The organism is Achromobacter sp. MFA1 R4 (assembly GCF_900156745.1).
Classification (GTDB): Bacteria; Pseudomonadota; Gammaproteobacteria; order Burkholderiales; family Burkholderiaceae_B; genus Achromobacter.
Genome location: NZ_LT707065.1, coordinates 4,910,748 through 4,932,602 on the forward strand (window position 1 = coordinate 4,910,748; position 21,855 = coordinate 4,932,602).

Consider the following 21,855-nt stretch of genomic DNA (forward strand, 5'->3'; position numbering starts at 1 on the left):
TCGGTAGGGGCGCCGGGCGCAGGTCCGGCGGGATGGAGGCCGGCGCGCGCCGCGAGGGTTGCGCGCCTGCCCGGGTGAGGGCGTGGCTAGGCCGGGGCGCAGCACGCCGATTGTTTGGCCAGCAGTTCCGCATCGCACTTGGGGCAGAACTCGTGATGCCCGGCCAGGTAACCGTGATGGGGGCAGATCGAGAACGTCGGCGTGACCGTGATGTAGGGCAGGCGGAAGTTGCTGAGCGCGCGGCGCACGAGCTGCTTGCAGGCCTGGGCGGACGACACGGCTTCGTTCATGTACAGGTGCAGCACCGTGCCGCCGGTGTACTTGCCTTGCAGCGCTTCCTGCAGTTGCAGCGCGTGGAAGGGATCGTCCGTGTAGCCCACGGGCAACTGGCTGGAGTTGGTGTAGTAGGGCTGGGCGTCGGTCCCGGCCTGCAGGATGCCCGGGTAGCGCTTGCGGTCTTCGCGTGCGAAGCGGTAGGTGGTGCCTTCGGCCGGCGTGGCTTCCAGGTTGTAGAGGTGGCCGGTTTCTTCCTGGAACTCGGTCATGCGCTGGCGTACGCGGTCCAGCAGGCGCACGGCGAATGCGTGGCCGGCGGGCGTGGTGACGTCGTCGGCGTCGCCCGTGAAGTTGCGGATCATCTCGTTGATGCCGTTCACGCCCAGCGTGCTGAAGTGATTGCGCAGCGTGCCCAGGTAGCGGCGGGTGTAGGGATACAGGCCCTGGTCGATGTAGCGCTGCACCACCTTGCGTTTGGTTTCCAGCACGTCGCGGCCCAGTCCCAGCAGGTAGTCCAGGCGTTCCATCAGCAGCGCCTCGTCGCCCCGGCAGGTGTGGCCCAGGCGCGCGCAGTTGACGGTGACCACGCCGACCGAGCCGGTCTGCTCGGCCGAGCCGAACAGGCCGTTGCCGCGCTTGAGGAGTTCGCGCAGGTCGAGCTGCAGGCGGCAGCACATGGAGCGCACCATATGCGGCTCCAGGTCGGAATTCAGGAAATTCTGGAAGTAGGGCAGCCCATAGCGCGCCGTCATTTCGAAAAGGCGTTCGGTGTTGGGGTGGTCCCAGTCGAAATCGGGCGTGATGTTGTAGGTGGGGATCGGAAACGTGAACACGCGTCCCTTCGCGTCGCCCGCCATCATGACCTCGATGTAGGCACGGTTGATCATGTCCATCTCGGCCTGCAGCTCGCCGTAGGAAAAGGGCATTTCCTCGCCGCCCACGTAGGGGATCTGGTCCTTCAGATCGGCCGGGCAGGTCCAGTCGAACGTAAGATTGGTGAACGGCGTCTGTGTGCCCCAGCGGCTGGGCACGTTCAGGTTGAAGATCAGTTCCTGGATGGATTGCTTTACGTCTGCGTAGGTCATGGCGTCGCGGCGGATGAAGGGCGCCATGTAGGTGTCGAACGAGCTGAACGCCTGCGCGCCGGCCCATTCGTTCTGCAGCGTGCCCAGGAAGTTCACGATCTGGCCGATGGCGGCCGACATGTGCTTCGGGGGCGTGGACTCGACTTTGCCCGGGATGCCGTTGAAGCCTTCGGTCAGCAACTGGCGCAGCGACCAGCCGGCGCAGTAGCCGCTGAGCATGTCCAGGTCATGGATGTGGATGTCGCCTTCGCGGTGCGCCTGCCCGGCCTCGGGCGTGAAGACGTTCGACAGCCAGTAGTTGGCGGTGACCTTGCCCGCCACGTTCAGGATCAGGCCGCCCAGGCTGTAGCCCTGGTTGGCGTTGGCATTGACGCGCCAGTCGCGCTGCTCCAGGTACTCTTCCATGGCGCTTTCGACGTCCACCAGCGTGTGGCGCAGCGCGCGCAGGCGGGCGTGCTGTTCGCGGTACACGATATAGGCGCGCGCCGTGCGCCAGTGGCCGGCCTGGACCAGGGCTTCCTCCACGCGGTTCTGGATGGTTTCGACGCCGGGGCAGACGTTGCCGGCCAGCGCCGCGATTACCGGGCCGGTCAGCGCCCGGGCGCCTTCCAGGTCCAACTCCCCCGTGCTCTGGCCCGCCGCCGCCATGGCCTGCGCGATCTTCTCGCTATCGAATGCAACGACGCGGCCGTCGCGCTTGAGGATGTGTTGGATTTCCATTGTTGGCACCATATGTAGTGGAGTGCGAAAACTCTACCACCACATATGGTGCTGGATTCGGAAAGGGATGGGCGGATATGCGCGCGGATTGACCCGCATCAAACGCCCGCATGCGGTTGCGAAATCGCGCAACACGGCGCGTGCGGGCGCGGCGCGATGGCCGCCGCCCGGTCAAAACCCGATGCCGACGCCCACCAGCGATATCGCCACCGCCAGGGCCGCGGCGGTGGCCGCCGGATGCGGCGCCCACGAGAGCTTGCCGATCCACAGCAGCGCGCCCGCCGACAGCCAGCCCAGCCAGGCCACCATGCCGTGCGTGTCGCCCCACAGCCCCACGCAGGGCAGGATGGCCAGGCCCAGGAGCAATACGCCGGCCCCGCGCAGCACGCGCGTGTGGCCGGCGCGGGGATCGCGCGTCCAGACCTGGTCGTAGTGGCGGGGCGCCGCCAGGGCCAGGCAGGCCATGCCGGCGTAGATCAGCAGCAGGGCCATCGCGATGGCGACGAAGTCATTCATGGGCATGCGGCCGCAGTCATGCGCGGTTCTCGGCGCCGGCCGGGTGGGTCGGCGCCCTTGCGCGGTGGTGGGTAATGACCCCGATTCTACGGGAATCGGCGGCGCGACCCGTGCGCGGGGACTTTGTATTTTTTTCACGGTGCCTGGCCCGGCAGGCCGGGGCGATGCGCCTGCGGACGGGCGCGCGGCCGCCGCGGCAAGCAGGAACGGCAGTTGCTGAATACGCGCCTTCAGCCGGGTTGATCGTCGCCATGCCGATTGCCGGAGGTCCGGGCGACGGCCCGCGCGACGAGCTCAGCGATGACCCCAGCGATGACCCCAGCGATGACCCAACACAAAGGAGCGCCACCATGAAACGCAAAGCCGGAAACGCCGCACAAATCAAGGAACTGCTGTACCAGGCCCTGGAGACGGAAATCGGCGGCCTCGCGATCTACGAGACTGCGGTGACCTGTGCCGTCAATGAAGACCTGAAGAAGGAATGGCTGGGCTATCTGGAAGAAACGCGGACGCATCGCCGCGTGCTGATGACCGTGTTCGAGCAGCTCAAGCTGGACCCGCAAGCCAGTTCGCCGGGCCGCGATGTGGTGCGGCATATGGGCGAATCGCTCGTGCGCGCCATGAAGATGGCGCTGAGCGCGGGCGATGCGCAGGCCGCCCAGCTGGTCGCCACCGAATGCGTGGTGCTGGCCGAAACCAAGGACCACGCCAACTGGTCGCTGATCGGACTGATCGCCGAGCAGCAGTCGGGCGAGCAGGCCAAGATCCTCAAGCACGCCTATGACGCCGTGTCGACCGACGAGGACCATCACCTCTATCACACGCAGGGCTGGTCCCGCGAGCTGTGGATCGAATCGCTCGGCTTTCCGGCCGTGCTGCCGCCGCCCGAAGAGGTCAAGAAGGTGGAAACCGCCATTGGCGCATCCCGCGCCGAACAGGCGCGCGATTCGATGCTGGCCCATTAAGGAGAACGACTCATGGCAAGCAAGAAGCCAGGCAAGGGTGGATCGGGCGGCGCGCTCGATACCGCATACATGAACACCGACAGCGGCCCCGCCAGCGGGCCGGCCGGCAAGCCCTCGCATCCCGCGCTCAAGCGCGCGGCGGCCGTGGGCGCCACGGCGGGCGCCATGCCCCACAACACGAACAAGGAGGCCGAGTACGGCGAAGAGGCGGCGCGCTGTCCCTACGCGGGCGCGCACGTCGGCGCGGTCGACCCGGCCGTGAGCGCGAGCTCGCTGTCCGAAAGCGAGACCTCGGCCAAGACCGGGGACGCGGCCACGCCCGGCGTCAATCAGGTCGACGGCACGTTGCCCCGCGTGCGCGCGGACGCCAGCGGCCAGGAACTGACCACGAACCAGGGCGTGCGGGTCAGCGACAATCAGCATTCGCTCAAGGCCGGGCTGCGCGGACCCGCGCTGCTCAAGGACTTCATCCTGCGCGAGAAGATCACGCATTTCGACCATGAGCGGATCCCCGAGCGCATCGTGCACGCGCGCGGGTCGGCCGCCCATGGGTACTTCGAGTGCTACAAGCCGCTTACCGACCTGACCGCCGCGTCGCTGTTTGCCGAAGCGGGCAAGCGCACGCCGGTCTTCGTGCGCTTTTCCACGGTGGCCGGGGAACGCGGGTCCAAGGACACCGCGCGCGATGTCCGGGGTTTTGCCGTGAAGTTCTATACGGACGAGGGCAACTGGGACCTGGTGGGCAACAACATGCCGGTGTTCTTCATCCAGGACGCGATGAAGTTCCCGGACCTGGTCCACGCGGTCAAGCCCGAACCGCACCACGGCATGCCCCAGGCGGCGTCCGCGCACGACACCTTCTGGGATTTCGTGTCGCTCATGCCCGAATCGACCCACATGCTGATGTGGGTGATGTCGGACCGGGCGATTCCGCGCAGCTACCGCATGATGCAGGGCTTTGGCGTGCATACCTTCCGCTTTGTGAACGCCCAGGGCGAATCGCGGCTGGTGAAGTTCCATTGGAATCCCATCCTGGGCACGCATTCGCAGGTGTGGAACGAAGCGGTCAAGGTGTCGGGCGCCGATCCCGACTATCACCGGCGCGACCTGTGGGAGGCGATCGACGCCGGCCACGGCCCGCAATGGGAGCTTGGCGTCCAGGTGTTCACCGACGACCAGGCCGAAGGCTTCAGTTTCGACGTGCTGGATGCCACCAAGATCGTGCCCGAGGAACTGGTGCCCGTCGTGCCCATCGGGCGCATGGTGCTGGACCGCAATCCCGACAACTTCTTCGCCGAGACCGAGCAGGTAGCGTTCTGCGCCGCGCATGTGGTGCCCGGTGTGGACTTCACCAATGATCCTCTGCTGGCTGGCCGCATCCATTCCTACGTCGACACGCAGATCTCGCGTCTGGGCGGCCCGAACTTCCACGAGATCCCGATCAACGCGCCGCTGGCGCCGGTGCACAACAACCAGCGCGACGGCATGCACCGGCAGACCATCCATCGCGGCCGGGTGGCGTATGAGCCGAATTCCCTGGCCGGCGGCTGCCCGTTCCAGGCGGGCATGGACGGGTTCGTGTCGTTCCCGGAGCCGGTGACGAGCGATGAGCTGCGCGGGCATCCGGAGAAATTCGCCGAGCACTACAACCAGGCCACGCTGTTCTACAACAGCCAGACCGCATGGGAACGGCAGCACATCGTCGATGCCTTTGCGTTTGAGCTGAGCAAGGTGACGGTGCCGCAGATCCGGGCGCGCATGGTGTCGTCGCTGCGCAATGTGTCCGACGAGCTGGCGCAGGGCGTGGCGCAGCAACTGGGCATGCCTCTGCCCGATCCGATGCCGCGCGCCATGCCCAATCCGCCCAAGTCCGAAGTCGAGGTGTCGCCGACGCTGTCGTTGACCGCGCGACCCGGGGATGGCGGCGTGGCGACGCGCAAGGTGGCCATCCTGGCGGCCGAAGGCGTGGATGGCAAGGCGGTGTCCGCCGTGGCCGATGCCCTCATCCAGGCGGGCGCCGTCGTTCGGCTGGTGGGCCAGCGCATCGGCCCGGTGCAGGCGGCCGACGGCGGCAGCTTTGACGCGGACGCCTCGCTGGACAATCACCCGTCGGGACTGTTCGACGGCGCGGTCGTGCCCGGCGGTGAGGCCGCCATGGCGAGTCTTGCGGCGGACGGGCGGGCGCTGGAGTTCCTGCGCGACGCCTATCGCCACGGCAAGACGCTGATGGGCGTCGGGGACGGCGTGCAGGTGTTCGCCGCGGCGGGCATCGATCCGGACCCGAACGACGGCGGCCTGCTGCTGGGCGGCGAGGCGCCCAAGGCGTTCATTGAAGCGCTGGGCAAGCACCGCCATCCGGAGCGGGAGACGACACCGCCCAAGGTATGAGGGCGCGGCAGCACGGGTAAGGAAGGACCATTGACACCGACGTGGCGGCTGCGAATACTGCGTTGGCAGGTCGGGCGAGCGCAACCGGCGCTCGCTCTCCTTACCCCGGGGGGCCGTATGAACCGCGCGTCCGTGTTGCCTGTGAAGTTTCTGGGCTGGCTTTGCGCCAGCCTTTTGACGTTTTCGGCCCTGGCCTGGGTGTCGCCGCCCGCGCACGCGGCCTCGGCGGCGGAGCTCAGCGCCGATTCGCTGGCCGCGCTGGAGCAGCTCTACGCCCAGGCGCCGCGCACGCGCGAGCTGGGCGACAAGGCCGTCGGGGTGCTGGTGTTTCCCAGCATCATCAAGGGGGGGCTGCTGGTGGGCGGCGAGCGCGGCGAAGGCGCGCTGATCCGCCGCGGGCAGGTCGAGGGGTACTACTCGATTTCGGCCCTGTCTTTCGGATTCCAGGCCGGCGCGCAGCAGTTCAGCTATGCGCTCTTCTTCATGAACGAGGAGGCGATGGCCTACCTGGACAAGAGCGACGGCTGGTCGCTGGGCGCGGGGCCCAGCCTGGTGGTGGTGGACCAGGGCTATGCCGCCAGCATCACGACCACCACGCTGACGCAGGACGTGTACGCCGTGCCGTTCGGCGAACAGGGCCTGATGGCCGGGATGGGGCTGCAAGGCTCCAAGATCAGCCGCATCAATCCGAACTGAACCCGTTGCCGTCGCCATGACGGCCGGGCCGGGCGGCCGGGTAGTGCGGGGGGCAGAGGCGCGGCTGCGCGCCTCGTGCGCGGGTCAATCCAGCGTAATACCCGCGCGCGCCGCGACCTCGGTGAAGGTACCGACTTCCTTGGCGATCTGGTCGCGGAACGCCTTGCCGGGCAGGAACACCGGGTCCAGCGACAGGTCCGACACGGTCTTGCGCACCTGCTCGTCCTGCATGATTTCGGCGACGGCGCGGTTCAGCGTATCCACCACCGGGGCCGGCGTCTGCGCGGGCGCGACCAATCCATACCAGCCAACGAACGACGCGTCCGCCATGCCGGCCTCGGCAAACGTCGGCACGTCGGGCAATTGCGGCACGCGGCGATCGCCGGAGACTGCCAGCGCGCGGAGCTTGCCGGCGCGCGCCTGCGGGGCGGCCGAGGACACCGTGTCCACGCCCAGCGCGACCTCGCCGCCGATCAATGCGGTGACGAGTTGCGCGCTGCCCTTGTACGGCACCGGCATCATCTTGGCGCCCGCGGCCTGCGCGAACATTTCGCCGGCCAGGTGGGGGGCCGAGCCGGGGCCGAAGGTGCCGTACATCAGCCCGCCTTTGGCGCTTTGCTCGCGGGCGAGCGCCGCGGCCTCCTGCAGGGTGGTCGCGGGCACCGCGTTCTGCGCCAGCAGAACGATGGGCGCCATGGCGACAATGCCGATGTGTTCAAAGCTGCGCACGGGATCGTAGGGCAGCGACGGCTTGAGCGCCGGCAGCACGGTGTAGGTGGTGCTGCCGGAGAGCATCAGCGTGTAGCCGTCGGGCTTGGCGCGCGCCACCGCGTCGGCGCCGATGACCGTGGACGCGCCAGGGCGGTTTTCCACGATGACGGGCTGGCCCAGCTTGCCCGACAGGCGGGTGGCGAGCAGGCGCGCCACGGCGTCGGTGGCGCCGCCCGGCGTGAAGGGCACGACGATCTTGATGGACTGGTCCGGGTACGCGGCATGGGCGTCGCCGGGATGGGCGGCGGCGGCAAGCGTGAACGCCAACAGGGCGGTGCAGAATCTAGCGGTCATGGGGGGCTCGGTCAGGGTCAGGTGTTGGCGGAAGAGGTGGTGGCGGCAAGCTCGCGTACCGAATCGCGTACTGAGCTGCCCTGGTCGCCCAGGTCCCAGAAGAGGCCCGCCATGATGGCCAGGCCCTCGCGGGCGACGCTGCCCAGCAGATGCTCGTTGGGCGCATGCTGCGCGCACGCGGGATAGGAGTGGGGCACCCACAGGGTGGGCAGGCCGAGCTGGTCGGCGAAGATGTCGTTGGGCAGCGAGCCGCCCAGGTTGGGCAGCAACGCCGGCCGCTTGCCGGTGGTGCGCTGCAGCGAAGCCGCGGCCCAGCGCACCCACGGGCTGTCGGGCGACAGGCGGGTCGCGCCCGCCTGCATGCCGACGCGGATCTCGACGTCGTCGAAACCTCCCTGGCGCAGGTGCTCGGCGACGTGGGTGCGCAGCGCGCGCCAGTCGGTGCCCACGACAAAGCGCAACTGGCACCAGGCCACGGCTTCCGGCGGGATGGCGTTCACGGGCTTGGCCGGGTCGCCGGCGCCGAAGGTCAGCACGTCCAGGCTGTTCCAGCCGAACACCTTTTCGGGCGCGGACAGGCCGGGTTCGCCCCACCACGCGTTGATCTCGGGATCGTCTTCGCCGCCGCCCACGTCCAGGTCGGCGAGCGCGGCGGCGACCGCCTCGGGGATGGGAGGCGGGCGCAGGCCGGGCACGGCGATGCGGCCCTGGGCGTCGACCAGCGAGCCGATGGCGTGCATGAGCCGGATGGCCGGATTGGACAGCAGCCCGCCCCAGTTGCCCGAGTGGTAGCCGCGTTCGCGCGCCCGCACTTTCAGTTCGAAATTCACGGCGCCGCGCGAACCCATGAACAGCGTCGGCCGTTCGGCATGCAGGCGCGGCCCGTCGCTGGCGATGAAGACGTCGGCGGCCAGGAGGTCGCGCCGCGCCTCGCAGAAGGCGGCCAGGCCGGGCGAACCGGCTTCCTCGCCGGTCTCGATGAGCCAGGTGGTGTTGAATCCCAACGCGCCGCCGCGCGCGGCGAGCGTCCGGGCCAGGGCCTCCAGGTTGATTGAATGCTGGCCCTTGTTGTCGGCCGTGCCGCGTCCGTACCAGCGGTCGCCGTCGACCTGCAGGCGCCAGGGGTCGCGGCCGTCTGCCCATTTGGCGGCGTTGCCGCGCACCACGTCGCCGTGGCCGTACATCAGGACGGTCGGCAATCCGGGCGCCTCGATGCGGCGCGCCACCAGGATCGGCAGATCGACGCCGGCCGGATTGGCGTGGACGTCACAGGCAAAGCCCAGTTCCGACAGCAGCGGGACCAGCTCGTCGTTCAGGTAGGCGTGCTGGGCGGGGGCCTGCTCGGGCACTTCGCTTTCGGTCGCGAAGGCGACGCGGCGCGCCAGGGCGGACTGCAGGGCGCCGCTGTCATAGGCTTGTACGGCTTGGAGGATGGCTTGTTCGCGGGTCACGGCGGTTCTTCGTGCGGTGGGGAGGCACAAAGTTATTACGCTTCATCGCGTGCCACAATTAGATAATTCGCACTTTAGCGTTGCCATAAAGGCATCTCACACCGAGGCATCCGTGATTTCCCTGAGTCTCAGATATTTCCTGGAAGTGGCCCGCTGCGGCTCGATCGCGGGCGCGGCGGCAGCGCAGCATGTCGCGGCGTCGGCCGTCAGCCGCCAGATCGCCAAGCTGGAAGACAGCCTGGGCATCGTGCTCTTCGAGCGGCAGGCGCGCGGCATGACACTGAGCGAAGCCGGCCGGCAGCTCGCGGCCTATGCCCAGGCCGCCGCCCTGGAGGCCGAGCGCGTCACCACCGACATCCGGCGGCGCAGCGCCTTGGGCGACGTGACGATCCGGCTGGCCTGCACCGAGGGGTTCGCGCACCGTTTCATGCCGATGTGCATGGCCGATTTCAAGCAGCTTCGCCCCGAGGCGCGCTTTCATCTGCATGTGGAGCGTCCGGACGAGGTCACGCGCCTGATCCTGGAAGGCCTGTCGCAGATCGCGCTGCGCTACACGGTCGGGCAGGACGACCGGTTGAAGACCGAGCTGCTGACCCGCGCGCCGGTGTACGCGGTCATGTGCCGCCAGCACCCGCTCGCCAGCCGGCGCACGATCAGCCTGCGGGATCTCGCGGACGTGCCGCTGTCGCTGGGCGACCAGGGCACCACGGTGCGGCAGCTGTTTGACACGGCCTGCGCCAATGCGGGCCTGCACATCGAGCCCGCCTACGTATCCAATCATTCCGCGGCCTTCCTGCCCATGCTGCCGGGCAGCCGGATCGTCGCCCTGTCTGGCTACCTGACGCTGATGGGCGATCCGCAGGGGGCGGCGCTGGCGGCGGTGCCGTTCAGCAATCCGGAAATGCGCCAGCGCAGCATCCAGGCGGTGACGCTGCAGGGCCGCACCTTGCCGCCGCTGGCCAAGGAGTTCCTGGAATTCATGGCGCGGCGGCTGACCGCCGCGCCGCGGGCGCCGGACCAGGACGGCGGCGGGGCGAGGGGCTAAGCGCGGGGGCTAGGCGCGGGGGGCGGCGCACTAGGGCCGTGCGGGCTCGCGCCGCTACACCGACCGCACGAACAGCGCGCGCAGTTTGCTCCAGAAGTCGCCGCCCAGCACGAAAAAGCTGGCGACCAGCATGACGTCGCCCAGCAACTGCGCCTGCCACAGCTTGGGCCGCAGGCCCGGCCAGATCTGGTCCACGTAGGGTTCCAGCATCGAGGTCACGATGGGCAGGATGAACATCACCATCCCGATGGCGTGGCGCACCGGCCCCACCTTTTGCACGGGCGCGAGCTTTTTCGCGTGGCCGCCGATGATGGCCTTGAGCTGCTGGAATCCCTCTTTGCCCATCACGGCGATGCAGGTGATCAGCAGGACTTTGTTGGCGATGAAGATGGCTCCGGTCAGCGCCGCGATGCGTGAGCCGGGAATGTCCATGGCGGCGCCGACGGGAATCAGGAACCACAGCGCGAACGCCAGGATGAACAATCCGATTCCGCATTTGAAGCGCCAGCCCATCGCCGGCGCGGGTGGGGTGGGCATGTCTTGGGTAGTCATGGCGGGCTCCTTTTGAGTCGTGTGAACGGTCGGCGGAACGAAAAACGGGACTGGCGCGGCGCGCGCGGCCGGGGTTCGAGCAACTGCAGCATCAGGCAGGCATACAGCGTGACGGCGATGAACAGCCCCATGCGCACGGCGAACGCCGTGTACACGTCCTTGCCCGCGATGCTGTCCTGCACCGACTGGCCCAGCAGGATGATCAGCGTGACCAGCGTGTTCAGCCAGAAGCTGGGCGCATGGGGCGTGGGACTCAGCCGATAGAGCTTGCGCGCGATCGCCAGGGCGAACAGCAGCATCCACAGGAAGTACATCCACAGGCTGGGAAAGGGCCGCAGCGCGGCCCAGAACGCCACGGCCAGCACGCCTGCCAGCAGCGTCGATCCCAGGATCTCGCGGGCGGCGCCGTGCGCGGCCGTGACGCAGCTCTGGCGGCCCAGGCTGACCGCTTTCAGGATGATGGGCATGTAGCCCAGCGGATCGGTCAGCGCCAGCAGGAAGGCCGGCAGCACCACCAGCGCGGCGCGCACGGCCATGCGGGTGGCTTCGGCCGCGGGCAGGACGGGGGCGGGAGGCGGCGCCGGCACACCGGGCGGCTCGGGAAACAGCGCGTGGCACACGCCCAGCACCAGCGCGGCCAGGAGCAGGCCCTTGACCAGCGCCTCGATCACCGTCACGGCAAGGCCGAAGTCGAAGGTGCCGGCCGCGGAAATCATGGTCAGGCCGATGATGAGAAAGGTGGACACCAGATTGTTGCCGCCGCGCAAGCCATGCCGGAACGCCAGGAACAGGCACAGGCCGACGAGCAGCACGCCGCCGGCCGGGTAGTAGCGCAGCAAGGGGATCAGCAGCAGGCCGGTGCCGGTGGTGAACATCGCCACCAGCGCCAGCCCCAGGCCGGCCTTCAGGGACAGCGGCCGGTTCATCTGCGCCAGCAGGAAGACCCCGAGCACCGGCGCGACCATCGGGATCGGCATGTCCAGGCCGAAGCTGACGGCCAGGCAGAGCGCCGTCCCGACCCCCAGGCGCATGGCGCGCTGGCCGCGGGGATCGCGGGGAAGGGGCGGGGCGTCAGTAGGCATAGGAAAGCCAGCTCATCAGCCGCAGGTACACGCGGCCCAGCGGGTTGAGCGGATTGCCGGGCCGGGGAAACGCCATGACTTCGGCCTGGCCGCCGACCCGGATGCCGCGCAGGGACGGGAGCTGCCCGGGATCGAGGTCGATGGCGACCGGAAAGCGCTGCGCCGGTCGCAGCCAGTCGCGGCTGTTTTGCACGGTGGGCAGGGTGCCTGGCGGCGTGGCGGCGCCCACGCTCACGCCGTAGCCCACGCTGCGCACCCGGCCTTCGAAGACGCGTCCGGGCAATGCATCCAGGATGATGGCCACGGGCGTGCCCGGTTCGACATGGCCCAGATTGTTCTCCGTCATGTCGGCGTTGATCCACACGTCGTGGATGGCGATCAGCGTCATCACCGGCTTGCCCGCGGCCGCGAACTGGCCCGCGTCGGTGCGCAGGTCCGTGACCAGGCCCGCCGCGCGGGCGCGCACCTGCGTGTTGGCCAGATCCAGCTCGGCCTTCTCGACCGCCGCGGCGGCGCTGCGCAGCTTGGCGTTGTCTTCCTCGCTGCCGCCTTCCTGCTCGCGCGCGCGCTGGACCTCGGCGCGCGCCGCCGCGACCTGGGCCACCGCCTGCGCCAGGTTCGCGCGCGCGATCTCCAGCCGGCGCAGCGAGATCGTGCCCCGGTCTTCGCGGTACAGGCGTTCGAGGCGGGTGCTGTCCTGCCGCGCCCGCACCTCATTGGCCTGCGCGGCGCGCAGCGAGGCCTGCGCCGAATCGATGCCCGCCGTGCTGGCGCCGATCTGGCGGCGCGTGGCGTCCAGGTCTGCCCGCGCGCGGTCCAGGGCGATCCGGTACTGCTCCGGGTCGACGTCGAACAGCACCGCGCCCGCCGCCACGTCCTGGTTGTTGCGCACGTGCACCTTGGCGACGCGGCCCGATACCTCCGAGGCCACCGGCACCACGAAAGCCTCCACGCGCGCCTGCTGCGTATAGGGCGTGTAGCGGTCGGCCAGCAAATACCAGACCAGGCTCAGGACGATCACCAGCAGCACCCAGCGGATGCCCTTCCTGGCCGGATCCGCGGGCGGCGGCGGGGCGGCGGGCGGCTCGGGCGGGGCGGGTGTGGCGGGGCGGGCCGACGAGGGCGCGGGCGCCGCGGACCTGGGACTAGTCATGGGATCGCCTCGGTGTTCGGGGGGCGCGCGGAAACGGGCGTTGGCCGTCCGGCGTCGGACAGCAGGTCGCCCCAGTTGGTGCGTTGCTGCATCTGCTCTCGTGTGGCCGGATCCAGCAGCGGCTGGTCGCTGTGCCAGCCGCCGCCCAGGGCCTTGTACAGCGCGATCAGGTCGCGCACGGCATTGCCCCGGTTCACCAGATAGGTGTCCTGCTGCGTGGCCAGGGCGCGCTGGGCATCGAGCACCCGCTGGAAGTCGGAATAGCCCTCGCGGTACAGGGCGTTGGCCAGCGTCAGCGAGCGCTTGGCCGCCAGCGCCGCGTCATACAGGATGCCGTCGCGTTCCAGGGACTTGATCAATCCCGTGGCCGCATCGTCGGCTTCCCGCGCCGCCTGCCGCACGGCGTCCTGGTAGACGACGATGAGCTGCTGCAACCGGGCGTCCTGCACCCGCACCGTGTTGGTGATCCGGCCGTGGTCGAACACGTTCCAGGTCAGGCTGGGGCCGCCCAGCAGCGCCGAGGCGCCCGAAGTCCCGGCCAGCGACGTGGCGGTCCAGACGATGCTGCCCAAGAGGGTCAGCGACGGGTAGAGGTCTGCCTTGGCCACGCCCACCTGCGCCGACTGCGCCGCGATCCGCAGCTCCGCGGCCCGGATGTCGGGACGCCGCAGCAGCAGGTTGGCGGGCACGTCCTGCAGGACCGCCCGGTCGATCAGCGGGATGACCGCTTCCTGCGGCGCCAGGTCCGGCAATTCCGGCATCGGGCCGGGCGGCTTGCCCACCAGCACGGCGAGCGCGTTACGGGTGCGGGCGATCTGGCTTTCGAACTCGGGGATGGTGCCGAGCGTGCCGAGATACTGGGTGCGCGCCTGCTGCAGGTCCAGTTCGTCGGTTTCGCCGCTGTTGAAGAGGCGCTCGGTGATCTCGTAGCTGCGCTTCTGGATGGCCGCGTTGTCGCGGGCGATGCGCAGCCGGGCCTCGGTCGTGCGCAGCGCATAGTAGCTGTCGGCCACCTGCGCGTGCAGCAGCACCAGCACGTCCTCGCGGTTGGCCTCGGACGCGAAGTACGCCGCGTCGGCGGATTCGATGGCGCGGCTGAAGCGGCCCCAGAAATCGAGTTCCCAGCCGATGTCGAACCCCGCGCTGTATTGCCAGAAACTGCTGGGCCGGGGATTGCCCTCGGCGGACCGGGACGAGCGGCGCTGGTAGAACGCATCGGCGCCGATGACCTGGGTTTGCGGATAGGCGCCGCTGCGGGCAATGCCAAGCTGCGCGCGCGCCTCCATGATCTGCAGGCCAGCCACCTGCACGCCGGGATTGTGCGCGTCGGCCTGTGCGATCAGCGATTCGAGGATGGGGTCGTCAAAGATGCGCCACCATTCGCGGGCATCGGGCTGGGCGCCGGCTGCGGTGGCCTGTTGCAGCGCCGGGGTGTCCCATTGGTCGGACCAAGCGACCCGCTGAGGCTCGAAGTCCGGCCCCACTTGCACGCAACCGCCGAGGCAGAGCACGCCGGTCAGCAGCAGTCGATTCGAACCAGTCATCGGCCACATTGGGCACCAGGTCTGTCAAAAGCCTAACTGCAACGACCCAGGTCGCACGGCCCGATGTTGCCGCGCGGCATGGATGCCGGATTGCCTGGCGCGGGCGCCAAGGCGGCGCCAGTGCCGGCGGGGAAGCGGCCGGTGCGCGCCGGCCACGCGCGGGATCCGGGGATCCGCGAGCGGCCGGGGCGAACGGGCTTGCGTCCGCATGCCAATCGATTCTATTGAGCTTTTTCCGCCGGTGCCAGCAAAACGTTTTTTGGCCAGGCGGCCCGCCGGATCGGGCCATCGCCGGCGGGCGTGCCGGTCAGCGCCGGCCGAAGAGTTTGCGCAGTCGCCAGCCAGGAGACGAGGCGTGGGGCGGCTGCAGCAACGGGGGCGCGCTGTAGCGCGTGGCCAGGACGTCGAGATCGCCCTGCGCGGGCGGGGCGTCCTGCAGGAGCTGGCGCGCCACGTTCACCATGGCGGCTTTCAGTTCCTCGACGTTCAGGGTCCGCACTTGCCAGTCGATGGATGAGAACTCGGCGGGCGTATACACCGGAAGCAGCCGGTCGATCGCCGTAAACCGATCGTCCCGGTCGCGCCGCGCCAGCACGACCGGAATGCCCATGGCGATGCAGGGACTGGCAACGTGCAGCAGCGGCGTCACGACGATGGACGCCTCGTTCTTGTAGATGTCCAGATAGGACTGCGCCAAATCGTCCATCTTGGCGACCGACGCGTCGCTCAGCGGGATCTCGCTGACCGGTTCGCGCTGGTAGATGAGGCGCGCGCGTTCCAGGATGGGCTTGGGAATGTTCTCCAGCAGCTTTTGCTGCAGCACGCCGGATCCCGCGCCGAACGCGATGACCGGTTTGCCGGCTTCCACGGCTTGTTCGCGCCGGTCGAGGGTGAGCGTCGCGCAGCCCGTCACGAAGGCCGCGATGCGATGCTTGTCGAACAGGCGTTTGGTGGCGTTGTCCCGGCAGCCGATGGGCTGGTGCTTGCGAAACAGCGCCTTGTTGTCGGCGACGACCGATTCGCTCTCGGCGTTGAAGCCGAAGAAAACGGGCTCGATCTGGGGGGACAGGGGAAAGCAACCCTCGTGAAAACAGCCGTTCATGATGAGCTTGACCGGCGCGCCATCGTAGTTGCGCAGGGAATCGCGATCGATGCCGACCATGTTGGCGTCGTCGACGCCCAGGCGTTTGAGCAAGCGTCGCACGGCGATGGACTGGATGCTGTCGCCGACATTGGCGGTGCGGCGCTTCGGGTTGGCGCCGTATCTGAATTCGAGGTAGCCGATTTTCTGCGTGGTCATAGGTTCTGCGTGGGTGGAGTCCGGACGGTGAGCGGTCATCGGTGATTACGTCCGCCACAAATTGTAAATTATTGAGATGCGCGTCCTGGGCGGCGGTTCCGCGCCCGGCGCGCCGGCGCCCGTCAGCGCGGCGCTCGCCGCCGCCACGCCGACCCGAATCGCAGGCGCAGCCGTTCCAGCGCCAGATACACGATCGGCGTCGTATACAGCGTCAGGAACTGGCTGATCATCAACCCGCCCACAATGGCGACGCCCAGCGGACGCCGCAGTTCAGAGCCTTCGCCCATGCCCAGCACCAGCGGCAAGGCGCCGAGCAGGCCGGCCAGGTTGGTCATGACGATGGGCCGCAGGCGCAGCAGGGCGGCGCGGTGGATGGCCTGTTCGGGGGTCAGGTTTTCGCGGCGCTCCAGGCTGAGGGCGAAGTCGATCATCAGGATGGCGTTCTTCATGACGATGCCGACCAGCAGGAACAGGCCCAGCAGCGCGATCAGGGTGAATTCGATGCCGGCCAGCACAGCCAGGATCAGCCAAGGCTGGTCCTGCAGGCTTTGCTGGAAATTGCGGGCATCGCCGCCCAGCCGGGTCTGGATGTGCGAGGACACCATCAGCTTCGCCATGGCGGCGTCGAGGGCGGCCAGCCCCTGTTCCAGCGACACGCCCGGCGCCAGTGAAAACCCCACCCACACAGCCGCGAAGAGGCCGTCGTGGTAGACGCGGTCGTTGACCAGTCCGTTGTCATAGGTGGCAAACGCGGTCAGCGGGACGCGGCTGCCGTCCGCCGCCACCACATGCACCTGCTCCAGGACTTCGGGGTCTTCGGTGTAGCGCGGGTCCAGCTCCAGCACGACGCGGTACTGGTTCATGGCGTCGTACAGGGTGGCGACCTGGCGCTGGCTGAACGAGTTGCTCAGCACGCTGAGGACGCGTCCGCGCCGACCACCTGCGATTGCGGACAGGCGCCGCTGCGGGCAATGCCAAGCTGCGCGCGTGCACGAGCCTCGTCTGGAAGGATGGTCCCGTGCAAGACGAAGGAGCACATGGGTGCAGGGGACTAGTCCTGGCGGTGCAAGGACAGAAGTAGATCGCGTTGCCGCAGATAGGCGTTCTCTTCGACGCGCCACGTAGGCTGTGCCGCCGGACTGGCCAGCCAGGCCCGCCGGTCCTGGACGGCATTGGGACTGACCACGCTTTTCAGGATTGAATAGCGGATCCTGCCGTCCGTCCCGAGAATAACGGTCGCGCCTCCATGAAACTCGAAGCCGGGCTGTCCGGGCCGGGGAGCCACCTGGCGCGCCTGCGTGATCTCGACGACCACGTCCGTGGCCACCTGTCCTTGGGGGGCGACGCGTCGGGCGGGGCGGATTGATTGCACGCAGGGCGCGTCAACGTGATCGCCGTCCAATCGCGGGTCCCCGGGCAGGGCGAGTCCAAATTCCTGAAGACGGTCAGGCTGCGTGACGTACGTTCCCAGAACATGCGCCAGGGTCAGCAGCTCCTCGACCTGCTTGGCCGTGTCCGTGTCGTCGGACAGACGAAGCGCCGCGATATCCATGTCTTCGATCTTCGGCATGGCGATGCGCGGAGGTCGCCAGAGGAGGGCGTCTTCGGACAGGCTAGAGGCCGAGCTCGGATAGATGCGGCGCCTGCGGAATGCGTCTATCAGGGCGCCGCGATAGTCCCACGGATCGTCGGGGACCAGATCGTAGTCGGCAGTGATCAAGGCGCGTAGGTAGTCTCCAAAGGTGAGGCCGGACGGGGGACAGTAGTCGACGGCCCGGACGCAGATGGTCAGGAACTGGCGCGCCAGCTTGCTGGCGGCGCCGGCAAGCAGCACCAGCAGATCGTAAGGCAGTTCGCCCGGCGGCAGCACACCAGTTCCCTTGGTGGCCAATCTCATCAGCCGCTCGGTCCTGCGCCGGTATACCTGCGTATAGGCCTCGAACACCGCACTGAGGAGCACGGATCCCAGCGCATGAGGGCCCAAGCTCCCATCGTATTGCAGGGGTTTGGTCGGATCTTGTTCGATGGCAAGCCGAAGCGGGCCGTTGCGCCCCGTCGCGTAGCCAAACTGCGTGGCCAGGTGCGTCAGCAACTCGGACTTTTCCGGTGCCCCACGAAACTGGCGCAGTGCCTGGGTGACCACCTCGGTATGACGAAACCGCTGGAAGATCGCGACGAGATCGGCGAATCCCTCATGAAAGCCCAACACGTCGGAAGTGGTGGGCTCCATGAAGTGCGCACGCAGCCCGTCCAGCAGGGCATGCGTGGCTTCATGCACCACGATGTCGTGCGATAGGCAGGTAAACACATAGCCTCCAGGAAGCGACCGGTTGTCGAGCGGCCCGTCCTCGGCGCGAAAGTAGCCGAACCTCAGTTCTCCCTGGCTCGGCTCGCTACAGTAGTACGCGTTGCGGTCATCGCCATAGTGAGGTCTCAAGCGAAGTTTTGCCGGGGCGTCCGCGGAGCCGAAGCCCCAGGTCGGGTTCCGGCCCAATGCGTCCTTGAAGCTGCGGTAGGTCGTGCTGCACACGGCGTAGACCATCTGCTGATGGAAACGCGGGTCCGACATGGACGGCGGGTAGCCATCGGCCAATAAGACGGCCGGAGCGTCCAGATTGGCGCTTCGATACGTTTCGCCTTGTCCGGGATCGTTGCAATCCACTTCAAACAGCGCGCCCACGGGTCCCGGCGCCAAGGGTTCGTAGTCCACCTGGACGGTCGCAATTGCGCCATCCAGTTTTGGAAGCGAAGGATCTGCTGCATAGATCCGCAGCCGCCGATGCAAGGGGTCGTCCTTCGTCCGGGCGTAGGGGATGGGGGGCCGGCGCATCAACGCCGCCGCAATCTGGTAGTGTCCGTTCGACATTGAAGACGGCATGGCTGTCCTCAGTGTTGCGCGAGGACGTGGATCGCCCGGGACATCAGTTGGATGGCTTCCATCGAGGGGACGCCCTGGACGGTCGTGTCCAATTCCCGAATTTGCCGTATGGGCCCGGCTTGCACCGCGTCGGCCAAGGGTTGCAACAGCAAATGCGTTTCAATGCCCCGCGGACAATCGAGGCGGGGATTTTGCCGGGAGTTCGGCCCGAACGATTTCTCCAGCCGGGCCTGGAATTGAGCATGATTCATGCCCGCGACACTCTCCTGCAGAATCCGCAGCGCCCTACGCGTGAATTCGCCGTTGCCATTGCTTTCGAGCGCTTGCTGGTCATCCCGGCAGGCGGAGAATTTCGTGTGGTTCATGGGGGATTGTTCCCCGCGCCCGTTCAATGCACGGGGGGCTCGCAATGCCGCACGAAACCGTCGATTTGCCTTCCGCAACTCGTCGGTCGCCTTTGCATACCGCGCACGCGTGCCCGGAGGGAGTCGTGCTCCGGGGCCCACGGCGAACCGCGTGACGGTCCCGCTATGGCAGGAATCGATGAACAGCGTCATGTTGACGCCTTGCGGCAGGTCTGCCAGCAAGCGGGCGATGTCATCGTCCAGGAACAGGGCGCCGGTGCGGAAATCGAACGGGCACAGGGCTTCATCGAATCCGTCGTCTTCGTCTCCGTCCCAGTCATCGACCTGGGTGCCATGACCGGAGTAATGAAAGACGAGCACGTCGCCAGGCCGGGAATTGCCGATGAGCCGCCTGAGGGATTGTTCTATCGCGGCGCGGCTCGCGCCGCCGTCCAGCAACAGCGCGGTTTCGAACCCCAGGTTGCCGAGAGCCTGGCCCCAAAGCTGAGCATCGTTGACGCATCCAGCCAGCTGATCGTCCGGGTCGGGGTAGGCATCAATTCCCACACAGAGCGCCACCCGGCGGCCGCCGGTCGATGAAACGGCCTTCGGGGGGCTGAGAGCGGGTGTCCAGGAATCGTTGTAGGTCACCATCTCCGTGGTATGGGTTTGCTTTTGTGGCCCAGAAGGAAGCAGGATGTCGGGCCAGTCGATCTCGTCCAGCCAGGACCATTCGGCCGTGGACGGCCCGCGCGCGGCGGGGAAGTCGACGATGGGATCGATATCGTTCTTGGACAGCACGCGCCGCAGCAGGCTGTTCATCGTCGCCCCATCGTTGTCGAAATCGCCGTGGGCGGTGGCACGGCTGGCGTAGCGGCCCGTGCTGTCCGGACTGGGCGACCAGATGATTCTGGCGGCGTCGTTTGTGGTGGTGCCCAGGCCGAACAGCCGCCTGAGGTCTGGGTCATCCCGCAAGCTGTCCTCCAGGCCTAAAAGCGGCGCATCGAAGCGCTCTTCAAGCGCGTGATGAATCAGATAGAGCAGGGATTTGCCGTAGATGCGGGCGCAATGATCCTTGCGCTCGTACTCGCGCGTCATCGTGAAGACCGCGAGGTCTTCGACGGCGTGCTGGCTGCCGTTCCCAATGAGGGGAAGCAGGCGTTCCTTGAATATGTCGACGGCGAGGGCCGGGGCCAGGAACTGCAGCGATTTGAATCGGGAAGCGCCAAGTTGGCGCGCAGTTGGTACGAAGTGCGCATGAAAGATGGAACCCGCGCTGTGCCCGACGGCATGCAGTTCGAATTTGCCCGGATGGTCGTCGCACAAGGCCCCGAGCTTTTTCGCGACATAGTGCGCGCCGCCGCCCGTCGGATTCGCGTTCGTGGGAGGGTCAACTGACCGCTGCGCGTTGGTTTTCATCGCGCCCCATATGTTGATGCCGCCCAGGCGCCGCGCGATCTGTTCCAGCACGGGGTCGGTGAGGTCTCTCGGATCCAGACCGCGCGTGGACGGCCGCCGTTGCAGCAATTGCGCAATCGAGTGAAAAAGGCCGGTCTCCCAGACGAAGTGGATGGGATAGACGCCATTGCTTAGCCACCACGGAATCTGCAGGGCAGCGATCTTGAGACCGGTTGACTCGGAAACCAGGCCGCCATGGGAAAAAAACAGGATCTTGACGGGCTGTCCACCGGCTTCCCGCAGGGCGCGTGGTAGGTGGTCGCCGAATATCGCGTCGACGTCCTCGGGCGTGGTGGTCATCATCCCGTTGTGGGAAAACCGCCCGGCGGTCAGGTTGACCACGTGGGGGCGCAGCCGGGCCAGATCGGCGCTGGACAGGCTGTCGCGCGGGCGTACGGGGCTTTCGAACGCAGACGTGTGTCCGTTGGCGGCTCCGTCAGTTCTCGCCCCGTATGTCGGGTAGCCGCCGTCATGCCCATGTGCCCCATTGCCGTCGTGCGGCTCGGCGTCTGCGGATTCGGTAAGTCCCATGTCGGATCGATGCAGGGACTGAATGGCTTCCTCCACGATGAATCCCGATTCAGTCGGAAAGGGCCGAATCGCTCGTCCTTGGGGCGAAAGCCCCTCGTCCTTCGCGTGGCGCAGGCGATAGTCGGCGAGGTCGGCGAGGAGCTGCGGGTAGCGGATGGCACCGCCAGGACAAGACTTCGAGGACATCATGTTGTGAAAGCGCAGCGCCCGGTCGGGCAGGTTGAAATGGCGCAGCACGGCGTCGATCACGCCCAGGGTAGTCTCCTTCTGCGGTCCATCGAAGAGATCGACGCCGGCATCGAAGTCGCCGATCATCTCGAACATGAACGGTCCCTGGTTGCGGGTGCCATTGTGACCGGCTGCGCTCGCTGGCGGGGTGTTCCAATTCCTGCCGAGCCAGATGAACCCTTCCGGGTCGATGGTCACGTGCTGGGCGATGTCGGCCCATCCGTTGGTCTGGGTATGGTGGCGCCACATCCCCACGATCGTCTCGTGGCCTCGAAAATCCTGTCTGCGGGGGCGCCATGTGTGGTGCATGTGCACCTCGTCGATGGCGCGCGTGAAGGCAAACTGCTTGATGATTTGTTGGAATTGCGCCAGCGAGACACGTTTGAAAGTGGGAGTGGCCATCATGGAACTCCAGATATCGAGCCTGCATTGGGGGAACGACTGCGCGTATCGTCATGTCTATGGCTGTGCCGGCGCCATGCTTGGAGGACAACGATGGCTAGACAACGGTGCCGAGTGCCGCGACTATCGTTTTTGAGGCGCTGATGGAATCAGCCGGATTCCCGTGATCCCACGCA

At 67.5% G+C, this 21,855-nt stretch carries 15 protein-coding genes and 1 pseudogene; 4 read left to right on the forward strand and 12 right to left on the reverse strand.

Translation table 11 applies throughout. The features are described from left to right. Positions 1-86: 86 nt before the first annotated feature. On the reverse strand, positions 87-2,081 hold the full coding sequence (locus BXA00_RS22505; RefSeq protein ID WP_076520613.1) for a ribonucleoside triphosphate reductase: 1,995 nt from the start codon (positions 2,079-2,081) through the stop codon (positions 87-89). Positions 2,082-2,252: 171 nt separating this feature from the next. Continuing rightward, positions 2,253-2,603 carry a DUF3325 family protein gene (locus BXA00_RS22510; RefSeq protein WP_076520614.1) on the reverse strand — a complete coding sequence of 117 codons (351 nt, stop codon included), beginning with the start codon at positions 2,601-2,603 and terminating at the stop codon, positions 2,253-2,255. 344 nt (positions 2,604-2,947) lie between these two features. Here BXA00_RS22510 and BXA00_RS22515 point away from each other — a divergent pair, with 344 nt between their 5' ends. The 3 genes from BXA00_RS22515 (at position 2,948) to BXA00_RS22525 (ending at position 6,646) form a co-directional block, all read left to right on the forward strand. Then, positions 2,948-3,562: a hypothetical protein gene (locus BXA00_RS22515; protein WP_076520615.1), complete on the forward strand. Its 615-nt coding sequence runs from the start codon at positions 2,948-2,950 to the stop codon at positions 3,560-3,562. Between the two features lie 12 nt (positions 3,563-3,574). Beyond that, positions 3,575-5,950 (forward strand): catalase, encoded by a 2,376-nt coding sequence (locus BXA00_RS22520; protein ID WP_076520616.1) that lies wholly within the window; start codon positions 3,575-3,577, stop codon positions 5,948-5,950. 117 nt (positions 5,951-6,067) lie between these two features. After that, positions 6,068-6,646, forward strand: coding sequence for a YSC84-related protein (locus BXA00_RS22525; RefSeq protein ID WP_076520617.1), 579 nt, complete (start codon positions 6,068-6,070; stop codon positions 6,644-6,646). 84 nt (positions 6,647-6,730) lie between these two features. Here the strand turns inward: BXA00_RS22525 and BXA00_RS22530 are convergent, their stop codons facing one another. Continuing rightward, the gene (locus BXA00_RS22530) at positions 6,731-7,711 is read right to left on the reverse strand and encodes a tripartite tricarboxylate transporter substrate binding protein (protein WP_076520618.1); all 981 of its coding nucleotides are present in this window, start codon (positions 7,709-7,711) and stop codon (positions 6,731-6,733) included. Positions 7,712-7,728: 17 nt separating this feature from the next. Further along, a complete protein-coding gene (locus BXA00_RS22535) occupies positions 7,729-9,162 on the reverse strand; it encodes a M20 family metallopeptidase (protein ID WP_076520619.1) in 1,434 nt (477 codons plus the stop codon). Between the two features lie 112 nt (positions 9,163-9,274). Here BXA00_RS22535 and BXA00_RS22540 point away from each other — a divergent pair, with 112 nt between their 5' ends. Next, positions 9,275-10,207: a LysR family transcriptional regulator gene (locus tag BXA00_RS22540; protein ID WP_076520620.1), complete on the forward strand. Its 933-nt coding sequence runs from the start codon at positions 9,275-9,277 to the stop codon at positions 10,205-10,207. A gap of 54 nt (positions 10,208-10,261) precedes the next feature. Here the strand turns inward: BXA00_RS22540 and BXA00_RS22545 are convergent, their stop codons facing one another. From BXA00_RS22545 to BXA00_RS22580, 8 genes and pseudogenes are all read right to left on the reverse strand, one after another. Beyond that, positions 10,262-10,759, reverse strand: coding sequence for a transporter suffix domain-containing protein (locus tag BXA00_RS22545; RefSeq protein WP_076520621.1), 498 nt, complete (start codon positions 10,757-10,759; stop codon positions 10,262-10,264). Next, positions 10,756-11,841 carry a DUF2955 domain-containing protein gene (locus tag BXA00_RS22550; protein WP_076520622.1) on the reverse strand — a complete coding sequence of 362 codons (1,086 nt, stop codon included), beginning with the start codon at positions 11,839-11,841 and terminating at the stop codon, positions 10,756-10,758. Before BXA00_RS22550 ends, BXA00_RS22545 begins: the two co-directional genes overlap by 4 nt. Further along, positions 11,831-12,994 (reverse strand): HlyD family secretion protein, encoded by a 1,164-nt coding sequence (locus BXA00_RS22555; protein ID WP_076520623.1) that lies wholly within the window; start codon positions 12,992-12,994, stop codon positions 11,831-11,833. Before BXA00_RS22555 ends, BXA00_RS22550 begins: the two co-directional genes overlap by 11 nt. After that, positions 12,991-14,547, reverse strand: a complete 1,557-nt coding sequence (locus BXA00_RS22560; RefSeq protein WP_156902850.1) for an efflux transporter outer membrane subunit — start codon at positions 14,545-14,547, stop codon at positions 12,991-12,993. Before BXA00_RS22560 ends, BXA00_RS22555 begins: the two co-directional genes overlap by 4 nt. A gap of 298 nt (positions 14,548-14,845) precedes the next feature. Beyond that, positions 14,846-15,838, reverse strand: coding sequence for a polysaccharide pyruvyl transferase family protein (locus BXA00_RS22565; protein ID WP_076520624.1), 993 nt, complete (start codon positions 15,836-15,838; stop codon positions 14,846-14,848). Between the two features lie 122 nt (positions 15,839-15,960). Next, positions 15,961-16,761 (reverse strand): annotated as a pseudogene (locus BXA00_RS28955) (efflux RND transporter permease subunit); the annotation flags it as partial. 128 nt (positions 16,762-16,889) lie between these two features. Further along, a complete protein-coding gene (locus BXA00_RS28960) occupies positions 16,890-18,704 on the reverse strand; it encodes a hypothetical protein (RefSeq protein ID WP_076520626.1) in 1,815 nt (604 codons plus the stop codon). Positions 18,705-18,724: 20 nt separating this feature from the next. Further along, positions 18,725-21,682 carry a caspase family protein gene (locus tag BXA00_RS22580; protein WP_083714313.1) on the reverse strand — a complete coding sequence of 986 codons (2,958 nt, stop codon included), beginning with the start codon at positions 21,680-21,682 and terminating at the stop codon, positions 18,725-18,727. Between the last annotated feature and the right edge of the window lie 173 nt (positions 21,683-21,855).

Coding starts and splice junctions, on each gene's coding strand:
- BXA00_RS22580 (WP_083714313.1), bottom strand. CDS start 21,682: ATGATGGCCACTCCCACTTTCAAACGTGTCTCGCTGGCGCAATTCCAA.
- BXA00_RS22550 (WP_076520622.1), bottom strand. CDS start 11,841: ATGCCTACTGACGCCCCGCCCCTTCCCCGCGATCCCCGCGGCCAGCGC.
- BXA00_RS22565 (WP_076520624.1), bottom strand. CDS start 15,838: ATGACCACGCAGAAAATCGGCTACCTCGAATTCAGATACGGCGCCAAC.
- BXA00_RS22530 (WP_076520618.1), bottom strand. CDS start 7,711: ATGACCGCTAGATTCTGCACCGCCCTGTTGGCGTTCACGCTTGCCGCC.
- BXA00_RS22515 (WP_076520615.1), top strand. CDS start 2,948: ATGAAACGCAAAGCCGGAAACGCCGCACAAATCAAGGAACTGCTGTAC.
- BXA00_RS22520 (WP_076520616.1), top strand. CDS start 3,575: ATGGCAAGCAAGAAGCCAGGCAAGGGTGGATCGGGCGGCGCGCTCGAT.
- BXA00_RS22525 (WP_076520617.1), top strand. CDS start 6,068: ATGAACCGCGCGTCCGTGTTGCCTGTGAAGTTTCTGGGCTGGCTTTGC.
- BXA00_RS22560 (WP_156902850.1), bottom strand. CDS start 14,547: ATGTGGCCGATGACTGGTTCGAATCGACTGCTGCTGACCGGCGTGCTC.
- BXA00_RS22545 (WP_076520621.1), bottom strand. CDS start 10,759: ATGACTACCCAAGACATGCCCACCCCACCCGCGCCGGCGATGGGCTGG.
- BXA00_RS22510 (WP_076520614.1), bottom strand. CDS start 2,603: ATGCCCATGAATGACTTCGTCGCCATCGCGATGGCCCTGCTGCTGATC.
- BXA00_RS22505 (WP_076520613.1), bottom strand. CDS start 2,081: ATGGAAATCCAACACATCCTCAAGCGCGACGGCCGCGTCGTTGCATTC.
- BXA00_RS22555 (WP_076520623.1), bottom strand. CDS start 12,994: ATGACTAGTCCCAGGTCCGCGGCGCCCGCGCCCTCGTCGGCCCGCCCC.
- BXA00_RS28960 (WP_076520626.1), bottom strand. CDS start 18,704: ATGTCGAACGGACACTACCAGATTGCGGCGGCGTTGATGCGCCGGCCC.